This window comes from Streptosporangium sp. NPDC049046 (assembly GCF_040649155.1).
In the GTDB taxonomy this organism is placed as follows: domain Bacteria; phylum Actinomycetota; class Actinomycetes; order Streptosporangiales; family Streptosporangiaceae; genus Streptosporangium.
This window is the reverse complement of the sequence record NZ_JBEZEZ010000013.1, coordinates 86,389-104,028: the sequence shown is the minus strand read 5'-3', so window position 1 is coordinate 104,028 and position 17,640 is coordinate 86,389. Positions and strand designations below refer to the sequence as shown.

19 protein-coding genes are annotated in these 17,640 nt (G+C 66.8%); 7 read left to right on the top strand and 12 right to left on the bottom strand.

The annotated features are described in order from the left end of the window. Nucleotide 1: 1 nt before the first annotated feature. The 5 genes from AB0B96_RS20145 to AB0B96_RS20125 form a co-directional block, all read right to left on the bottom strand. Nucleotides 2-2,371 (bottom strand): AAA family ATPase, encoded by a 2,370-nt coding sequence (locus AB0B96_RS20145; RefSeq protein ID WP_362900629.1) that lies wholly within the window; start codon nt 2,369-2,371, stop codon nt 2-4. Nucleotides 2,372-2,594: 223 nt separating this feature from the next. Further along, nucleotides 2,595-2,879, bottom strand: coding sequence for a hypothetical protein (locus AB0B96_RS20140; RefSeq protein ID WP_362900627.1), 285 nt, complete (start codon nt 2,877-2,879; stop codon nt 2,595-2,597). Then, nucleotides 2,876-3,334: a hypothetical protein gene (locus AB0B96_RS20135; protein ID WP_362900625.1), complete on the bottom strand. Its 459-nt coding sequence runs from the start codon at nt 3,332-3,334 to the stop codon at nt 2,876-2,878. Before AB0B96_RS20135 ends, AB0B96_RS20140 begins: the two co-directional genes overlap by 4 nt. A 23-nt stretch (nt 3,335-3,357) precedes the next feature. Next, nucleotides 3,358-3,675 (bottom strand): hypothetical protein, encoded by a 318-nt coding sequence (locus AB0B96_RS20130; protein ID WP_362900623.1) that lies wholly within the window; start codon nt 3,673-3,675, stop codon nt 3,358-3,360. Nucleotides 3,676-3,717: 42 nt separating this feature from the next. Next, the gene (locus tag AB0B96_RS20125) at nt 3,718-4,377 is read right to left on the bottom strand and encodes a DJ-1/PfpI family protein (protein ID WP_362900621.1); all 660 of its coding nucleotides are present in this window, start codon (nt 4,375-4,377) and stop codon (nt 3,718-3,720) included. A 121-nt stretch (nt 4,378-4,498) separates the two neighbouring features. Here AB0B96_RS20125 and AB0B96_RS20120 point away from each other — a divergent pair, with 121 nt between their 5' ends. After that, nucleotides 4,499-5,452 carry a helix-turn-helix domain-containing protein gene (locus AB0B96_RS20120; RefSeq protein WP_362900619.1) on the top strand — a complete coding sequence of 318 codons (954 nt, stop codon included), beginning with the start codon at nt 4,499-4,501 and terminating at the stop codon, nt 5,450-5,452. A gap of 462 nt (nt 5,453-5,914) precedes the next feature. Here the strand turns inward: AB0B96_RS20120 and AB0B96_RS20115 are convergent, their stop codons facing one another. From AB0B96_RS20115 to AB0B96_RS20100, 4 genes are all read right to left on the bottom strand, one after another. Next, a complete protein-coding gene (locus AB0B96_RS20115; RefSeq protein ID WP_362900617.1) occupies nt 5,915-6,412 on the bottom strand; it encodes an HAD domain-containing protein in 498 nt (165 codons plus the stop codon). A gap of 100 nt (nt 6,413-6,512) precedes the next feature. Next, a complete protein-coding gene (locus tag AB0B96_RS20110; RefSeq protein WP_362900615.1) occupies nt 6,513-7,205 on the bottom strand; it encodes a hypothetical protein in 693 nt (230 codons plus the stop codon). 82 nt (nt 7,206-7,287) lie between these two features. Beyond that, nucleotides 7,288-7,572 (bottom strand): hypothetical protein, encoded by a 285-nt coding sequence (locus tag AB0B96_RS20105; protein WP_362900613.1) that lies wholly within the window; start codon nt 7,570-7,572, stop codon nt 7,288-7,290. 245 nt (nt 7,573-7,817) lie between these two features. Next, a complete protein-coding gene (locus tag AB0B96_RS20100) occupies nt 7,818-9,113 on the bottom strand; it encodes a hypothetical protein (protein WP_362900611.1) in 1,296 nt (431 codons plus the stop codon). Nucleotides 9,114-9,827: 714 nt separating this feature from the next. Between AB0B96_RS20100 and AB0B96_RS20095 the strand changes: the two genes are divergently transcribed. From AB0B96_RS20095 to AB0B96_RS20080, 4 genes are all read left to right on the top strand, one after another. Then, nucleotides 9,828-10,397 (top strand): GNAT family N-acetyltransferase, encoded by a 570-nt coding sequence (locus AB0B96_RS20095; protein ID WP_362900609.1) that lies wholly within the window; start codon nt 9,828-9,830, stop codon nt 10,395-10,397. A 259-nt stretch (nt 10,398-10,656) separates the two neighbouring features. Beyond that, nucleotides 10,657-11,205 (top strand): hypothetical protein, encoded by a 549-nt coding sequence (locus AB0B96_RS20090; protein ID WP_362900607.1) that lies wholly within the window; start codon nt 10,657-10,659, stop codon nt 11,203-11,205. Nucleotides 11,206-12,109: 904 nt separating this feature from the next. Next, entirely contained in the window at nt 12,110-12,466 is a 357-nt protein-coding gene (locus tag AB0B96_RS20085; protein WP_362900605.1) for a hypothetical protein, read from the top strand. Nucleotides 12,467-12,524: 58 nt separating this feature from the next. After that, nucleotides 12,525-13,034 carry a hypothetical protein gene (locus AB0B96_RS20080; protein ID WP_362900603.1) on the top strand — a complete coding sequence of 170 codons (510 nt, stop codon included), beginning with the start codon at nt 12,525-12,527 and terminating at the stop codon, nt 13,032-13,034. A gap of 194 nt (nt 13,035-13,228) precedes the next feature. On the opposite strand, the gene AB0B96_RS20075 is transcribed toward AB0B96_RS20080, so the two are convergent. The 3 genes from AB0B96_RS20075 to AB0B96_RS20065 all read right to left on the bottom strand — a co-directional run bounded on the left by AB0B96_RS20075 (nt 13,229) and on the right by AB0B96_RS20065 (nt 15,728). Beyond that, entirely contained in the window at nt 13,229-13,915 is a 687-nt protein-coding gene (locus tag AB0B96_RS20075; RefSeq protein WP_362900601.1) for a response regulator transcription factor, read from the bottom strand. Between the two features lie 417 nt (nt 13,916-14,332). After that, the gene (locus tag AB0B96_RS20070) at nt 14,333-14,716 is read right to left on the bottom strand and encodes a hypothetical protein (RefSeq protein ID WP_362900599.1); all 384 of its coding nucleotides are present in this window, start codon (nt 14,714-14,716) and stop codon (nt 14,333-14,335) included. 157 nt (nt 14,717-14,873) lie between these two features. Next, nucleotides 14,874-15,728, bottom strand: a complete 855-nt coding sequence (locus AB0B96_RS20065; protein ID WP_362900597.1) for a helix-turn-helix transcriptional regulator — start codon at nt 15,726-15,728, stop codon at nt 14,874-14,876. A 558-nt stretch (nt 15,729-16,286) separates the two neighbouring features. Between AB0B96_RS20065 and iscB the strand changes: the two genes are divergently transcribed. Both iscB and AB0B96_RS20055 read left to right on the top strand, forming a co-directional pair. Beyond that, on the top strand, nt 16,287-16,991 hold the full coding sequence (iscB, locus tag AB0B96_RS20060; protein WP_362900595.1) for an RNA-guided endonuclease IscB: 705 nt from the start codon (nt 16,287-16,289) through the stop codon (nt 16,989-16,991). Continuing rightward, nucleotides 16,903-17,640 (top strand): HNH endonuclease, encoded by a 738-nt coding sequence (locus AB0B96_RS20055; protein ID WP_362900593.1) that lies wholly within the window; start codon nt 16,903-16,905, stop codon nt 17,638-17,640. Before iscB ends, AB0B96_RS20055 begins: the two co-directional genes overlap by 89 nt.

The window sequence follows — 17,640 nt, the reverse complement described above, 5'->3', positions numbered from 1 at the left end:
TCTAATCAGCTTCCTGGCCGTAAACACCTGATGTCAGCGCACGCGGCACGGGCCGCGACGGCGTGTGCAGCACGCCCAGCCGCTGGGTGGCGCGGGTCAGGGCGACGTAGAGGTTGTTGAGCCCGCGTGGCGACTCGGCCACGATCAGACCGGGCTCGACCACCAGCACCTCGTCGAACTCCAGGCCCTTGGCCTGCCGCACGTTCAGCACGACAACGGGCCGGGGCGCATCGGGGTTCTCGCCCACCGACGCCTCCGGCACGCTCGCCACGATCGCGAGTCCGAGCGGCTCCAGCAACGAGTCCGGCACGATGACCGCGAGTCGCCGGTCGGTCAGCTTCGCGGCTTCGGCCGCGACGACCTCGACCAGCCGGTCGGTGAGCTCCTCCTGCGGCACGCGAAGTGCCCATGGCCCGACCCCGCTCTCCCGTACCGAGACGGGTGCCTCGAGGTCGGCGTCGATCTCCGTCAGGACCTCGGCGGCGACGGCCATGATCTCCGCGGGCACCCGGTAGTTCCTGGTGAGGTTCTCGAGTCGCCAGCGGCCCTTGACGTAGGGGTCGAGCACCCGCCCCCACGACAGGGTGCCGCCCGGCTCGCCGCTCTGCGCGGTGTCCCCGACGACGGTCATCGACTTGGCCGGACATCTGCGCATCAGCAGCCGCCAGGCCATCTCCGACAACTCCTGCGCCTCGTCGACGATCACGTGCCCGAACGTCCAGGTCCGGTCGGCCGCCGCGCGCTCGGCCGAGGTGCGGTGGTCCTCCTCCTCGTGCCGCCCGGCGAGCGTTTCCGCGTCGATCAGGTCGTTGACCGTGAGGATCTCGGCCTCCTGGTCGTCCTCCAGGTCGGTGGCCCGCGACCCCATCGCGACGTCCAGCACTCCCTGCGCGTAGCGGACCCGCTCACGCCGCTCGCGCTCCCACCGGATCCGCTCCGCCCTGGTGTCCTCCCCGAGCAGTTCGGCCGCCTCGTCCAGCAGCGGCACATCGGCGGGCGACCAGCCGCCGCCGGGCTCCCGCAGCAGCGACGCCCGATCCTCGGGGGTGAACCCCGGCGTCGCCGAGGCGATGCGTTCCGGCGAGCCGAACAGATCCGTGAGCAGTCGCTGTGGCGTCAGGTCGGGCCAGAGCTCGTCAAGTGCCGCGAGGACCGCCTCGTCGGTGAGCATCTCCCTGCGGATGCCCTCCACCTGGTCGTCGTCCAGCAGGAGCTCACCGTCGAACGGATCGGTGGCGATGCGTTCGGCGTACTGCTGGGCAAGGACTCCGCTGATCTCTCGTACCACGATCGGCCTGGCCGGGTTGTGCAAGAGCAGGGAGGACCGCGCCAGGTCGCGTACCCGCTCACAGGTCCGCCGGTCCAGGCGCAGTGTCTGTCCCTCGTACTCCACCTCAAGGTGGTCCTCGGGCACCCACTCACGGTCGCGTACCGCGGCGGCGACCACCTCGGCCATCGCCGACCGGCCCTTCACCTCGACGGTCTCCGGTCTTTCCTCCCGTTCCGCGGTCAGGCCGGGATACAGCTCGCCGATCGTCGACAGCAGCACGCTCGTCTCCCCCAGCGCGGGGAGCACGTTGCCGACGTAGCGCAGGAACGTCGCGTTCGGCCCGATGACCAGCACCACCCGCCGCGCCAGCTGTCGCCGCCGGGTGTAGAGCAGATAGGCCGCGCGGTGCAGCGCCACCGCGGTCTTTCCCGTCCCCGGCCCTCCCTGCACGACGAGCACTCCGGTGTGCTCGGAGCGGATGACGCGGTCCTGCTCGGCCTGGATCGTCTGGACGATGTCGGTCATCCGGCCGGTTCTGCCTGCGTTCAGCGCGGCCAGCAGGGTGGCCTCGCCCGCCAGCCCCTCGTGCCTCGCCTCCGCCGCGGATTCGAGGTCGAGCACCTCGTCGTGGACCTCGACCACCGTACGGTCGCGGTCCTTGATGTGCCGGCGCCGCCGGACGCCCTCCGAGGTGACCGCGGTGGCGAGGTAGAACGGGCGGGCGGCCGGTGCCCGCCAGTCGATGAGCAGCGGGGCAGCGTCCTCGACGTCCTCGACGTCCCCGGCGTCGTCGGTGCCTTTGGCAACGGATGCGGTGGTGGCGTCGTCGGCGAGCAGGCCCATCCTGCCGATGTGGCGACGCTCGCCGTCGAGCATGTCGAGCCGTCCGAAGCACAGGCCGTGCTCGGCCGCGTTGAGCTGGGCGAGGCGTTCGGCGTGGGCGGCGTGGGCGGCCTCCCTCTCGACGCGCGCCTGGGCGTTGCCGCCGGTCGTCGCGAGCACCCGGGTCAGCCGTTCGGTGACGTGTTCGCGGAGCTCATCGAGCCGGCCGTACAGCATCGACACGTACTCCTGCTCCTCGCGCAACGCCTCGATTGACAATGGCACTCCTCATGATACAATTAACCGGTAGACGTGTCTGTTTTTGCCTTTCGAACGGCCAGCAGTGTAGCTTTCGCCGACGTGCCCGTCTACCTTCTCCCCTCTTCAGTCAATGCCGGGCAGCGCCCCTTTTTTGCGGGCCGATCCCCCTGGACCCGAGCATCGCCGGAGAAACGGCCGACGTGGTCTCGGAACGTGGCGTGACGAGGTGTCCTGTGGTCACCTACAGTTCGTTGTCCAATAGCCACCGTTCCAGTCGCTCCGGTGACGCGGCACGCGACGCGAGGAGGCCGCCGATCCCGGGGATGAGCGCGAGCATCCACACCCTGCGGCGTCCGTCCATGACGAGGACGGCCGTGATGACCGTGGCGGTGTAGGCCAATCCGTGCACAGGACCAAGGACTCGTGAGACTTCCGGCAGGTGGACGGTGACAATGTTGGCGAGCATCAGCACGAGCGTGGCGAGTTCCACCGTACCGACGATTTGCAGTGTGCGACGCGGGCTCATAGTCCGACTCCCGTGGTCGAGCCGGGCCGGTAGATCATGAGGACGACGACGATCGCCCATAGCAGGTTGAACACGCCTGTCAGCATTCCGAGTCGGCGGGCGATTCTGTCAGGCACCGCCTCGTCCACGTCGTCCGAGCCCGCGTCGAGTGTGCGGACGACGCGCGTCTGATGGGGCAGGATGAACGCGATCAGCAGCGCAGCGGCGGCGGCGGTCAGGATCATGGAGACGATCAACCATATGTCGCCGAGCACACCGATGCTCGCGCCGGTTGCGATGCCGAACACGGGAACGAGCACTCCGATCACTGTGTAGACGCGGGTGATGCGGTGCAGGATGCGCACCACGGCAACGTTTCTCGGGTCATCGGGTGCGGCGAGGGCGAGGCGCGCGAAACGTGGGAACATGCTCGCCGCGACGGCGACCGGGCCGATGGTGAGGATCGCCGCGAGCACATGGACCGAGAGCAGGAATGCGCTCACGCGCTGGTCCGCTCGCCGGTCACGCGCGTGCGTGGCAGTCGCCCGGCGCGGGACTCGCCGGTGAGGACATCGCCGTTGACCGTGACGTCGTATTCGAGGTTCAGTCGTAGCGGCTTGGTGATGCGCTGTCGCCAGGTGACGCGCTGACCGGCCGGGCCGTCCTCGGCCGCGACGTCCGTGAGGGGCGTGGTTTCGCCGCCACCGCTCGCGCTACCGCGGATCCCCCCGTCCTCTTCCTCGAAGCTGTAGTCGGCTTCGATGGTGCCGACGGGTGTCTTCATGCGCAGCAGCCAGGTTCCGGCGATGGCGCTCATTTGTTCGGGACTTCCGTTCTCTGAGGGATCGAGGTGAATGGATCAGGCCGCAAGTCGGCGCGCGCTCTTCCAGGTGGTCCCGCGGCGCTCGTACTCGAAAAGCTCCTCGACCGCGTGCGCGGTGTGGGAGCCGAAGTCGCGTTCGAGCAGGTACAGGGCGACGTCGAGGCCCGAGGTGACACCACCTCCGCTGATGAGGTCACCGTCGTCCACCACGCGTGCGCGGATGGCGTTCACTCCCGTGGCGTCGAGCATGTCGATGCCGAGCACATGCGTGGTCGCGGTGCGCCCCTCGATGAGGCCGGCCATCGCAAGCGCGAGTGAACCCCCGCAGTGGGCCGCGACGGTGATGTCCGGGTTGTCGAGCGCGCGGCGAATCAGGGGCATCGCGTCGCTCGACGCGAACCGGCCCAGAAGTACGGGAATGGTCTCGGCTCCGGCATCGGGATCTCCATCGACGGGACCGGCCGCTCCTGGGACAAGCACATAGCCGGGCGCATCAGGGTCCAGCACGGCGACGGCCGTGAGGGATATCTGGGGCGTACCGGATCGCACGATGCCGGGACCGCTCGCGCTGACGAGTTCCACCGCGAACGCTCCGCCGAGGAAGTCACTGCCGGCGGTGAGCGCCTCGAACGGGGCGATGACATCGAGCGGGTCGAACCCGTCGAAGAGCACGAACTGGGCGCGGAGCTGAGGCATGGATGGTTCCTTTCAATGGACGCTCCTTCCATCCTCGCCTTCGCCGGCAGGTCAGACCAATGGCTATCAAGACAGAGAACACCTGAATCCAGCCACAGGCTGAGATGGCTATCATGCGAGGATGTACACGGTCGTCGTGCTCGCGCTTCCCGATGCGATCGCCTTCGATATGGCCACACCCATTGAGACCTTCGGACGCGTACGCCTACCGGACGGAAGGCCCGGATACCGGCTTGTCGTTGCCGGCCACGAGCAGTCGATCCAGGCAGGCCCCCTGCGCCTGGCAATCGATGAGGGACTGGACGCGCTCGAACGTGCCGACCTCATCGTGGTACCGGGGAGGAACGACCCGTTGCAGCCGTCGCCGCCCGCGGTTCTCTCAGCCCTTCGTGCCGCGGTGGAGCGGGAAACACGGATCGCGTCGATCTGCGTCGGCGCCTTCACTCTGGCCGAGGCGGGCTTGCTCGACGGCCGGGACGCGACAACCCACTGGCTCGCCGCGGACCAGTTCGCATCCAGGTACCCCGCTGTCCGACTCAACCCCGACGTGCTCTACACGGACAACGAGAACATCCTGACGTCCGCCGGCGCCACATCCGGTCTCGACCTGTGCCTGCACATCGTCCAGCGCGACTACGGAACGGCGGTCGCGGCAGACGCCGCCCGCCTCGCGGTCGCGCCGCTGCACCGCCCGGGCGGGCAAGCACAGTACATCGTCCGGAACCGAGCGACCTACCGGACGACGACCCTTGAACAGGCACTCTCATGGATCGAGGCGAACGCGCACCGCGACGTGGCGCTTGCGGACATCGCCGCCGTGGCCGGTATGAGCGTGCGCACACTTACCCGTCGATTCAAGGACGAGACAGGGCAGAGCCCTATGCAGTGGGTGTCGGGCGTGCGCATCCGTCACGCGCAGGAACTGCTCGAAACCACCGACCACACCATAGACCGAATCGCCGCCCAGACCGGATTCCCGACGACGAGCAACTTTCGTTCGCAGTTCGGCCAAGTCCTCGGCGTCACACCGGGCGCGTACCGCAAGGTGTTTCGCCCACAGGTGTCCAGGACATGAACGGCCTTGGATACGGAAGGAACCGCATCAGTCCTTTAAGGATAGGCGGGCCCAAGTCGAACAGAGCCGGCAGAACAGCCGCATCGACCTCGTCCGGCGGCAGACAGAGGCAGAGCGCCAGTTGAACGACCGGCACAGCGCCGCCGTACAGGCCGGCGAACAGGCGCTCCAAAGGGCCAATCAGCGACTGGCGGCGTTACGTGCCGAGCATCGCACGGCGGTTCAGGAGGAGCAAAGACTCGCTCGCGAACTCACCGCTTATCGCAAGATTTCCTATGGGCGTTTTCTACGCACGGTCCTAATCGGTCGCTGACGCTGGACGTACTACGCCTGTCACCATGATCGCACCTACTCGTCGAGCGGCAGAAAGGACCTGCTGGCTCAGATCAACGACACCGAACTCCAACACTCATCATCGAGAGGATCTTCCAGCGTGCTGGGCGCACGAAAAGGGGCAGGGGCTTACAGAGCTCGAAGCCATCGATCGAGGACTGCGAAGTCTTCGCTGGTGAGCCCTCGATATGACTCCACTCGGTGCAGGAGAGCCCGGCCGCCATGGTGCCTGGACACCCACTCCCTGTCGGCGTCGGTGATCTCGTCGTCGACCCAGGCGAATGGGCGTCCGTCCGCCCACTCCACCAAGGTCCGGGTCTTCCAGCAAAGCCCGAACCATTGGTCTTCACGTTCATGCCGGCCGTTTGACTCCGGCCAGCTCACGACGGGTAGCCGTGACAGCCCGACTCGGGGCGCTATCTCGGCATTCGCCGCGTCTTCCCAGGTCGTCGCCCAGACGAGTTCACAGGGCAGCGCCGCCAGCCGACGCCCCGTCTCGGAGGTGAGCCGCGCCAAGCCGGAGTCCGGTGCGGTAGCCCGTGGTGCGCGTTGCGGGTCCTCCCCAAACGGGAGAAGTGGCCCGTCGACGTCGAGGAAGAGCAGCGGGCGTACGGTATGGCCGGTCATGCCGCGTTGCCTCGGTCACGTTCGATGAGTACGCTGCGCTCGAAGCGGGCTCCGGCACGTACGAGAGCGACCAAGCGGGGCCCACAACGCATCGGGACTGTCAAGATTCCTCTAGAAGCTCGGCGGCGGCCTTGGGATCCATGATGTTGGACCAGACCTGTTCTGCGGGCAGGAGGTCACGTTCGGGCAGTGCGTATTCGGGGAACCAGCCGTCTGCCTCGCAGCCGGGAACCCGGCCCAGGATCATCGCGACCAGGTTCGCCGGGACTGAGCCGGTAATGCGAATCGCCGCGTAGGTTTCGTTGCCGTTGTCGGCGCGGACCTGGATCCCGAGGCGGAAGCCGGAGAAGTCAGCAGCGTGTTCGTGGCCGTCGTGCAAGGATCCACGTGCGAGAGCGCGGATCGTGGAGTTGAGTCGTAGGGCGAATCTGGTTGCCGCTTCGAGCTGGTAGCGGTCATGGTCGTCACGGGTGGGTAGGAGATGCCCGCTGTAGGTGCCGGTGGTCAGGGCATGATCGTGCTCGGCGTTGTAGCGGGCACGGGCCGCTTTCCCGCTGGTTTCCAGAGCGGTGTAGAAGTCATCATTGGAGCCGTCCTCGCGGGTCCCGGCGGCGACCATCCACATTGGGATCTCGACCTCGGGGTCGTCCGCCCATACGGCTCCACGCCAGCGTTGCACCTTCACCCTGAACAGCACCACATCATCGATGGCACGGATGCGCTCATGCGCGGCGCCAGGATCGGCGAACTGTTCGGAGGCCTTGTCCAACAGCGGGTGGCAGACCATGTCCAACGGAGTCCGCGCGGACGGTATGGGCAGTTTCAGGTCGTCACAGAGGGCACGCAACGTAGGACGGACGCGGTGCATGGAGATTTCATTCCTCCCAATCGCCGGTGCCACCGAGTTCGTTGATGCGGTCGGGCGTCAGGCCGGTGAGCAAGGACACATTGGACGACAGGGAGCCGTCCAGGACCTTCATCGACTCGACCATCCCGCGGCGGATCTGTTCGCGCTGCTGGTCGAGGTAGACACGAACCGCAGCGGCCACCAGGTCTTTCTTGGTCATCCCGAGGAAGTGGGCCGCCTGGGAGATCAGTTCGTCGGTCGCCGGGTCGACTTTCAGCGGTGATTGCCGCTTGGCCGGGTGGGGCGTCGTCATGACTTCCTCCTTTCGCTCCCACGGTACCTAGGTACCTCAAGGTGAGTAAACACAGAGGACCAGAGAGTGAGAGTCAGACCGGCACCTCAGGCGAGAACTCACCGAGTGCCGGCAAGACCCTTTGGAATTTCCCTGCCCCCTCAGCAGTCGTACCGCGATGATCAGGATTTTGCGTGTCGATCGCGCTTCTTGAGGGCCGTCGGGGCGTCGGGACTTGGTGTGTCCGACGCCCCGGGTTGGCGAGGTCATGCGGTCAGGGCGGCCAGTCGCTGGTCGAGGTCGCTGCGGCGGGCGTCCTTGGGGAGGCGGTCGCGGGCGGCGAGGAGTCTGCCGATGTTGCGCTTGGAGGGGGCCTGCTCGACCATCGGGATCACCTGATGCAGCAGATCGGCGGCGTGGTCGGCGTTGCCGAGGTCGTTCTGGACCTGAGCGCGCCTGATCAGGTAGGTGGCATAGTCCCTGCGCCTTGTCCGGGAGAACCTCTCCTGCGCCTGGTCCAAGAGGGAATCCGCACCTCGTGGGTCCCCCAGATCAAGGTGGCACACGGCGGCGTGGTCGTGAAGAGCTCCTTCGTCGAACCAGTCGACCCATGGCGAGTCGTCGTCGTGGGTGCCACGCTCGAACTGGGTGTGAGCAATGCCCAACAGGCGATGGGACTCGGTTTTGTCGCCTACGCTCGCGTGGGCACAGGCCAGGCGTGCGGCCAGCATGCTGGCGGTTCGCGGCGTGACACGCCCCGCGCTCTCGTAGGCGGTACGGGCAATGCTCACGGAGCCCGGGAGATCTCCAAGATCCTTGCACTGCAGGGACATCGACCTGAGGATGCTCGCACCCACGGCACGGTCACCGGCCGTATGTGCCGATCGAATGGCCGCGACCCAGTAACGCTGGGCCGCAGCGTGCAGGCCCGTGTCGAAGGAGGCGTAACCGGCCAGTTCTCCGATTTCCGCAGCCAGGCCATGAAGGCGCTGGGCAAGATCCTCGCTGTAGGAGGACTTCTTCAGCACCTTGACGACCACGCCGAGTTCGGCGTCAAGCAGATTGCGTGCCTGTTCTCCGCCGTACATCGCTTCCAGCCTGACCAGGCGTGGCAGGCCCGCCTCGATCTGGGAGACGAACTCCTCGGTGATCCGGTCGCCGCGCAGCACCGAGGCGAGCTGGGCCGGTTCGACGTTGAGCCAGTCGGTCGCGAACGCGGTCAGGCTCATTCCGGTCAGTTGCATGAAACCGCGCCGATCCATCATCGCCTTCTCCAGTGCGTGGTCGAGGGCGAGCAGGCTGCCCGCCTGGTCCCAGGGGAAGTCGACGCGAATGGCCTCACCGACCGGCAGCCAGGCGGGCCAGGGGTGCGTGACGAGCATCTCCTCGCACACCCCGAGCTCGGCCGCCAGCGCGAGCTGCGTGTCCCGATCGGGAACAGTGCCCCAATGCTCCCAGCGCCACGCCTTTTCTTTTCTTCTCGCCATATTTCCGACTCGCCGGGCGATAATGGTGACCAGATCCTGGTACGTCCAGCCACGCTCGGCACGGACGTAACTCAAGGGGTGTACGAAAACACCACCGGTCGGCGGGAGAACCGGTCGAGGCATTCGCATCTCCTCCTTCCTTCTTACCTGGACTGTAAATCCGATTAACCCAGCCGCACAGGCCACCCGAACCTTCCCTCCGGGTGCGGACAACCATGAGACAACAAACCCTCTTTCCATCCGACTTTCCAGACCGGGCTGAACCAACCCCCCTCACCACATCACACTCTGCAATCAATACGCTACGCTCAGACAGCAAGGATCATCGATCTCACGAACACTCCGATGAGACAGGACTCGTTGGAGCCCTTTCCCTCGCAGACGCGACCAGAGCACACCAAAAGCCAAATCGCTATTATTTGCGCTGTCCACTCTTGGACCGAACACCCCGAAATCCATGTCGAGCCTCCAACGGCGAAGACCCTCTGCAGTTACTCCTCAAACGAGACCGGCTTCCTCCGCCCACGCATTCACACCGACCCGCAAATCCATCCTGCCGGAGAAAGGCAGGTAACACCTTGGGGCTTTTCATACCGGGCCGATTCGGAGCAACTGCCGGCCCTCGGCCAAGGGCTCCAGTCCTGCGCGGAAAGAAACGCCCGCAGCACACGCACAGCTCGCGACGACGGGAACCTCATGTTGTCGGAGACGATCCCCCGCCGAACGTCCGGAAACCCGCGCCACCTCTCGTCGACCCGCCGCATGATCCCCGGTGGTTAGGATCGCGGCATGCCCGCCTTCCTTGAGACCGAGCGGCTCGTGTTGCGTCCGTTCACCGAGGCCGATGCCGAGCAGCTTCTCGCGCTGGACAACGATCCCGACGTCATGCGCTTCATCAACGGCGGCCGGCCGACGACTCTTGAGACGATCCAAGCACGAAACCTGCCACGGCTCCTGCATGTTCACCCGTGCTTCGGGACCCGTGGCCACTGGGCCGCGGAGGAGAAGACCGACGGCGTCTTTCTGGGCTGGTTCGAGTTCAGGCCCCTGGCCGACGACAGTCCCGCCGTGGTCGAACTCGGCTACCGCCTGCACAAGGCCGCCTGGGGCAACGGCTATGCCACGGAAGGGGCGCGAGCCCTGATCCACAGGGGGTTCACCGACCTCGGAGTGGAACGGGTGATCGCGAACACCATGGCGGTCAATGCGGGATCCCGGCGGGTGATGGAGAAGGCGGGCCTGTCGTTCGTCCGAAGCTTCACCGAGGACTGGCCGGAGGCCATCGAAGGTTCCGAGCACGGTGACGTCGAGTACGAACTCACCCGGGCCGAGTGGGAGCAACGAGGCCGGGACAAATAACCCTGAGCTTCCCGTGGCAACCCGACTCTGGGTGCTGTCTCGGCATTCGCCTCGTCCGAGTGGTGCCCACGCTTCATGCCTGAAGGCGTGGGTCGCGTCGCGATCGCGGATCATCCGGCTTGATCCGGACGTCTTGTGATCGCGGTTCGCAAGTCTCCGTAGGCGGTGCTCAAGCCTCCGGTAAGCGGGGCGCCGTATCACTGGAGGCACGACGCCCGCAGCGAGCAGAACGGCGGGTCTCACCTTCCAGGAGTCCACCATGAACCGTCGCGCGATCCTCTCGGTGACCACCGCCTTCGTCTCGGCCGCAGCCCTGGCCGTCGCCCTCCCCGCCCACGCCGAGACCACCAAGGCAAGCGGCTGCAGCATCCAGCCGTACGGTCTCATCGGTGCCCGCTGGGCACAGCTCGGCGGCGAGAACGGCAAGCTCGGCTGCCCGACCACGACAGAGCGCGACATCTACCAGAACAACGTCGGCTGGGCGGGCCGCCGCCAGACGTTCGCCCGCGGCCAGATGGCCTGGTCTCCCAAGAACGGCCCCAACCTGGTGGTGGCCGCCTGGTCGAGCAACGGCTACGCCTACTTCGACTGGCGCACGACCGATCGCGCCTTCGACAAGTTCCTCGTCCGCTGGACCAGTGCCGCCGACCCGAACGGCGCCCAGGAGGACTTCATCGGCGGCATCCGGGGACGCTCCTACACGCGCATCCGTACCAACAGCGGCTACCGCTGGAACGTCAAGGGCTGTGACACCGGTGTGTTCGGCTCCAGCTGCCAGAAGACCTGGACCATCTCCGTCACCGGCTGAGCTCCCCCTCCGGTGTGCGATCCTTCACTTCCGCCCACCTCGCATGGCCGACCCTGCCGGGAAAGACCGGCCGGCCGATCACCTCGTGTCCTGAGCGTGCGTGTCGGCGAATTTTCAGGCTCGTATCAGAAAAGCTCCGACGAAATCGAAGAGTGCGAGCCGTCGTATGACGCCCCACTCCTTGAAAGGCTCATGCGATAGGGGCCGTCTCCGAGAGAGCGCCCCCCTCCTTTATGAGCCGGTGATTTCGCCTGCCGAAAAAACTAACATGACAAAAACGCTCCACTTCGTTGATCAACGGTCTCCGAGTCGGCGATTTCATCGCCATGACCGTCAGGCGACTCGATCGCGGCACCCAACTCGAACAGTGGCGATCACATCGGGCGGTAAGCCACCCCTCGGCCCGTTCGCCGGCACCATGTCAGACCGGATCAGCGGCGCCGAGCCTGCCACGACGGCGATCGCGCCCCGACGTCGCCGCCGTGTCCGGCTGTAAAGCAGGCACGAACCTGTCACGACTTCGAACTTTGTCTTCAGCGAATATCCCAGCTCCGACCTGCGCATTCTCGCCTTCGAACAAAAATCTTACAACTTCTTACAAGTATCGCGGTTTGCACCCGTTCGTCGGCGACGGTACCAATGGAATCCGACCAGCACGGCTGTGTCGACATCGGCGCGGGCCCCGCCATTTCACGTCCTCACATCCAGCAAGCAGCGAACTTCCTGGAAAGGAAATGATCCAACAATGGGGCGAAAAATTTCCACCGGAATGGCACTCGCGGTCGTACTGACGGGTACGCAGCTCGCAATGGTTTCACCGGCGTCGGCAGCGGCGGGGAAGACCGGTGTCTTGGAAACTCGGGCCGCAACCGCGCCCGGGTGGTCTGGCAAGAAGACACTCCGGATGGGCTACCACGACAAGTGCAAGGGCTGGCACCGCCTGATCACTCCCTACAAGTCCGGTGGCTCCATCAAGACGAGCCGGCAGGTCCACTGCGCCAAGGGCGAGTGGAGCAGGAAGGCCGAGGTCAAGGTGCTTCTCCAGCAGTACCGGGGAATGGGCTACTGGCGGACCAAGGCCACCAAGAGCGTGAAGAAGGGCAGGGACGCGTTCACCGTGAGCCTGACCGCTTCCTGGAAGTGCTCGGGGGGCAGCCAGCTCTACCGTAACCAGACCAGGGTTCACCTCTTCTCCGCCCTGAACGGAAGCAAGACGAGCACCCTGCACAACCGCGCGGAAGAGCGCCGGATCCGGTGCTGAGTTCCCAGAGTCGTCCGCCCCGGCACGGTAGGTGCTGAGGTCCTCTCCCTGGATTGGCATGAGGTCGCTTAAGAGAAATTCCCTGGTGGTCACCGCCACCGTGGGAGCGGCGATCCTCGCGGTCACGGCGTGTACGTCGCGGGCGGAACCCGCCCGCGACGTACACGCTGACGCGAAGGCCCGCTACATCGCCGCCGCCGACGCCCTGTGCGCGGAGGCGGCCCAGTCGTCGGCCTACACCGAAGAACCTCCCTCTGGCCTACGCGGGGAGGTGGCCGAGCTACGGCTGGCCGCGGAGACCCTCACCGTGACCGCCACCGGAATCGCCGCTGTCCCACCGCCCGCCGACGACGCCGAGCAACTGCGCGAGGGGTTCGTGGAGCCCGCCGAGGCCCTGGCCGCACGACTGCGCGAACTGCGGGATCGGGCGGAGGCGGCGCTACGGGCGGGTGACGAGGGCGAGGCGAGGAAGGTCGTGGAACTGTCCCTGGCTCCCGATGCGAACGAGGTCGCCCTGAGTGCTTTCGCGCTGAAGTACGGTATGCGCACCTGCGCCGGAGAGGAATAGGCCTGGACCGGGAGACGTCCTGCTCCGGCCACTTTCGGCGATGGCCCCGAGGATGACCGTGCGCTTCCTCGGACCCGCCACGCACCGGCTCGAAGCGGTATGTCCGGCCCGGGTGAGGATTCGAGACAACCGGTCCCTCGCGCCCTTCGGCATTCGACGACCCGGTAGGTCGGCGGTGCCGGGCCGACGGAGACTCATCGAACCTGATGCGCCCGGCCGGATGGACCACCCGTGTCCCGGCAGCGGATCAGGGCGAGTTCCGTCAGGTCGTCGAACCACAGCCAGCCCGCCTCCCTGGCGATCCGCACCGCCTCGACGCGCGTGCGGGCGTCGACCTTGTTGAGGATCCGGGCCAGGTAGTTGCGTACCGTCCCGCCGGACAGGCAGAGACGGTCGGCGATCTCCCCGACCGGCGCCCCCTCGGCCGCGGCCTGCAGGACCTCCAGTTCGCGTGCGGTGAGCGGGTTTCTCTTCGCGTTGAGTGCGGCGACGGCCAGCTCGGGGTCGACGACCCGCTCACCGGCGGCCACGCGGCGTACGCAGTCGGCGAGCTGGTCCGCGGGGGCGTCCTTGACGACGAAGCCGCGCGCCCCGGCGTCCAGCGCCCGGCACAGCGCGGCCGGGGTCGCGAGCCCGGTCAGGATCACCGTCCCGCACTCGGGAAGCCTGCGATGCAACTCCGCCGTCGCGGTGAGGCCGTCGGTGCCCGGCAGACCGATGTCGACGAGCGCGATGTCCGGGCGGTGCAGCAGGCAGGAGCGGACCACCTCGTCACCGTGACCGACCTCGGCGACGACCTTGATGTCACTCTCCGTGGAGAGCAGGGCGACCATGGCTCCCCGGACGAGATGCATGTCCTCGGCGATCAGGACACTGATCATGAATCGTCTCCCCTTGCTGCATCGCGCGCTCTCACCCGGCCCGGGGACACTACCCAAGGAAGTCGGGTGACTACCGCAAGTCCGAGTTAAACACGAAACAGAGGGCGTTGAACCGTGATTCGCGCAGGTAGGAGACTTCAGCGCGCGGAAAATAGGGGTAGGCGGTCATCGAGTGCGCTTTCAAAAAGTACGCGCTACCCGTACGAAACGACCTAAAAGGCCGTAAGAATCAGGGACAAAAAGCGGTGCACCCCCTTCCCAGGAGCGGTCGGTTTCGTGTTCACCGGACGCCGGACGCCGATTCCGGGGAAGGGCTTTCGACTGCGGTCCGTTACCGGAACGCCGCCACGCCGGACGCGGTCGGACCGAGACGCCCCCGATGGACGCGGTCAGACCGGCGCACCCCACTGTGCGCGGTCAGACCGGCGCCGCGGCCTCGTGATGTTCCAGTAGGACGTCGGTCAGCAGGTAACCGCCGTGGATCAGGTGGGCCAGCGGGCGGGTGCGCAGTTCCCGGTAGTGGTCGGCGATCCGGACCGCCGCCGCGGCCGGAGTGGCGGCACTCGTCCACAGCGGCCTGTCCCGTTCCTCGGAGACGGGGACGATCCACCAGAAACGGCACGCGTCGTCCAGGCGGGCGACCAGGCCGTAGTAGACGGAGATGACGACCTTTCCTGACGGCAGGCGGTGGACGTCCGCCGGGATGTTATGGGATCTGGCCAGCAGGGCCGCCAGCTCACGAGCCCGGAGTTCGACTGAGGGGCACTCAACGTCTTCTGGGGTTCTGTGATCAACGGTCACGCTGGCGAGAGTAAAGATCCAGAGGCTCCCGCCTCAACGATGTTGCGTGATGTTGCGAGTCCGCTCCTCGCGAAGAATCGCCCATCACGAGACCGCACCGCTCAAAAGGGCGTCTCGCGGGGCATCGTTCTCACGAAACTCCGCTCCTGATGGCGCTTCACCTCTCGCGGAACGCACTCGCCGCGGTTCGCAGCAGTGCGCGGGCCTCCTTCCCGTACACCGCGGCGCCGCTCAGCGCCTGGAACGCCTTCTCGTACACGACCACGTCGCCCGGCGCCTTGTGCTGGATCTGACCCGGCACGGTGTCGACGCGGACGCGGTTGGCGTCGTATATCCAGAAGTTCTCCGGTGGCATGAGCGGCGGCCTGATCGTCGCGGGGACGATACCGAAGGACACGTTCGCGGTGCCGGAGGTCAGATCCGCCAGCCGGTCGAGTTGGGCGACCATCTGCTCGGGGCCGACCAGTGGCATGCGGAGCGCCTGTTCCCCGACGACGAACGCGAAGCGCTTGCTCCCGTTGCGCAGGATCTCCTGCTGTTTCAGCCTCGCCGCGACCGCGGCGTCGATGTCGTCGGGGATGCCTCGGAAGTCGATGACGGCGCGCAGGTGACCGCGGGCGTAGTCGCCGGTCTGGAGCAGGCCGGGGACGGCCGAGTGCTGCCAGACGCGGAACTGGTGGGTCTTGTCGTACAACGGCTGGAACGAGCGCTGGACGTGGCCGAGGCCGCTCTCCTCCAGGCGGCGCCACTCGGTGTACATCGCGTCGATGTTCTGGGCGGCCGCGATGAGGTCGACCACCTGCTCGTCCGCGTCACAGGCCTCACACCAGGTGCGGATGTCCGCCTGGTTGGGCATCTGGACCGCGTTCTCGATCTTGGAGATCTTGGTGTGGTCCAGGCCGGTCTTCGCCGCCAGCGCTCGCCCCGTCAGCCCGGCGTCGGCGCGGAGCGCCCTGAGCCTGGCGGCGAGAATGCCTTTGGCCTCGTCGATGCGTGCTGTGGAGGTCGCCATCTCCATCACCTTGTCACCGCGAAGGGTTGGTGCTCCGACAGTACGGCGGATGTTGCGACCTGTCTCAAATGTTGCAAATAGTTGCGAGCACGCTCCCATCAAACCCGACACCCGCTCACCGACGACCGGAGTCCCCGGATCGGACGGTCAAGATCAGCCGAGCGTGAACGTCCTGGCACGGATACGGTGTCGGCTGGAAGAGTGGCCCTCGTCAACGACCCCCTCCTGAAGGAGGGGGCTTGAGGCGCAGCGATGCGCTTTGAAGCCCCGCGTTGACCAGCCCTGGTCATCAGCTCAAGGAGGTGCATTTTGATGGCCACGTTGAACACAAGATCGCAGACCCACCGGCGGGTGCTTCCTCAGCCTGCCGCTCTGGAATCCGTGGGAGCAGACACGCCCGAGGGTGGGCACGAAACGGCTCACGGAGACCGCCGCCAGGCGGTACCTGGTGTTCAACCCGGGCGAGGGGAGATCGAACGGACCGGCACCCGGCCTGTTCGGCGTCACCCCCAGGGCGCTTCGGCGTCCGAGGGAGCGAACCGTGAGGTTCACCCGGCCGTGTTCGTCCTGGACGCCCACGGCCACCCGCTCGACCCGTGCCATCCCGCCCGTGCCCGCCGCCTACTGGCGTCCGGGCGGGCGGTGGTGGCCCGTCACACCCCGTTCGTTATCCGCCTCAAGGACCGGCTCGTCGCCGACTCCACCCTCCAGGGCGTCGCGGCCGGTATCGACCCCGGCTCCAAGCACACCGGCATCGCGGTGTTCACCGACCAGGCCGCAAGCAGGACCGGACGGTATGCGATCCAGCTTGACCACCGAGGCGGGCGGATCCGTGACAAGCTCACCACCCGCTCGCGGTATCGAAGGCGACGCCGTAGCGCGAACCTGCGCTACCGTGCCCCCCGCTTCAACAACCGCACCAAACCGCAAGGGTGGCTGACACCCTCCCTGCGCCACCGCGTGGACACGACGATGTCGCAGGTGCTCCGGCTGGCCCGGTGGGCTCCCCTCACTGCCGTGCACGTGGAGAAGGTCTCCTTCGACACCCACACCCTGTCGGCCGGAAGGCCGCTCGAAGGAGTGGAATACCAGCGGGGCACCCTCGCCGGGTACGAGGTCCGCGAATACCTGCTCGCCAAGTGGGGGCGCTTGCGCCTACTGCGGTGCGAGCGATGTGCCGCTGAACCTCGACCACATCCACCCCCGCGGCCGGGGCGGCTCCGACCGTGTCAGCAACCTCGCCCTGGCCTGCATCGGCTGTAACCAGGCCAAGAACGCCACCCCGATCGAGGAGTTCCTGAAGGGCAGGCCCGCACTCCTGGCGAAGATCCTCAAGCAGGCCAAAGCGCCGCTGCGCGACGCCGCCGCCGTCAACGCCACCCGCTGGGCGCTGTGGCGGGCACTGCAGGCGACCGGCCTGCCGGTCGCGACGGCCTCCGGCGGGCGCACCAAGTGGAACCGGTCCCGAACCGGCGCCCCGAAATCGCACACGTTGGACGCCCTGCACGTCGGCCACCTGGAGACCGTGACCGCCTGGCCGTCGAAGGTCCTGGTGGTCACGGCGACCGGGCGCGGCACCTACGCCCGCACCCGCACCGACCGCTACGGCTTCCCCCGCCTACGGCTACCCCGGACCAAGCAGGTCAAGGGGTTCGCCACCGGCGACCTGGTCCGCGCGACCATCCCGACCGGCAAGAACACCGGAGTCCACACCGGACGGGTCGCGGTCCGCACCACCGGCAGTTTCAACATCACCACCCGGCACGGCACCGTGCAGGGCATCGGCCACCGCCACGTCCGCCTGCTCCAACGAGCCGACGGCTACAGCTACACCACCCACCCAGAAGCGCGGCATCGTGCCGCGTTTCCTCCCCCGCCTGAAGGCGGGGGTATCCACGCTGGAGGTATCTGA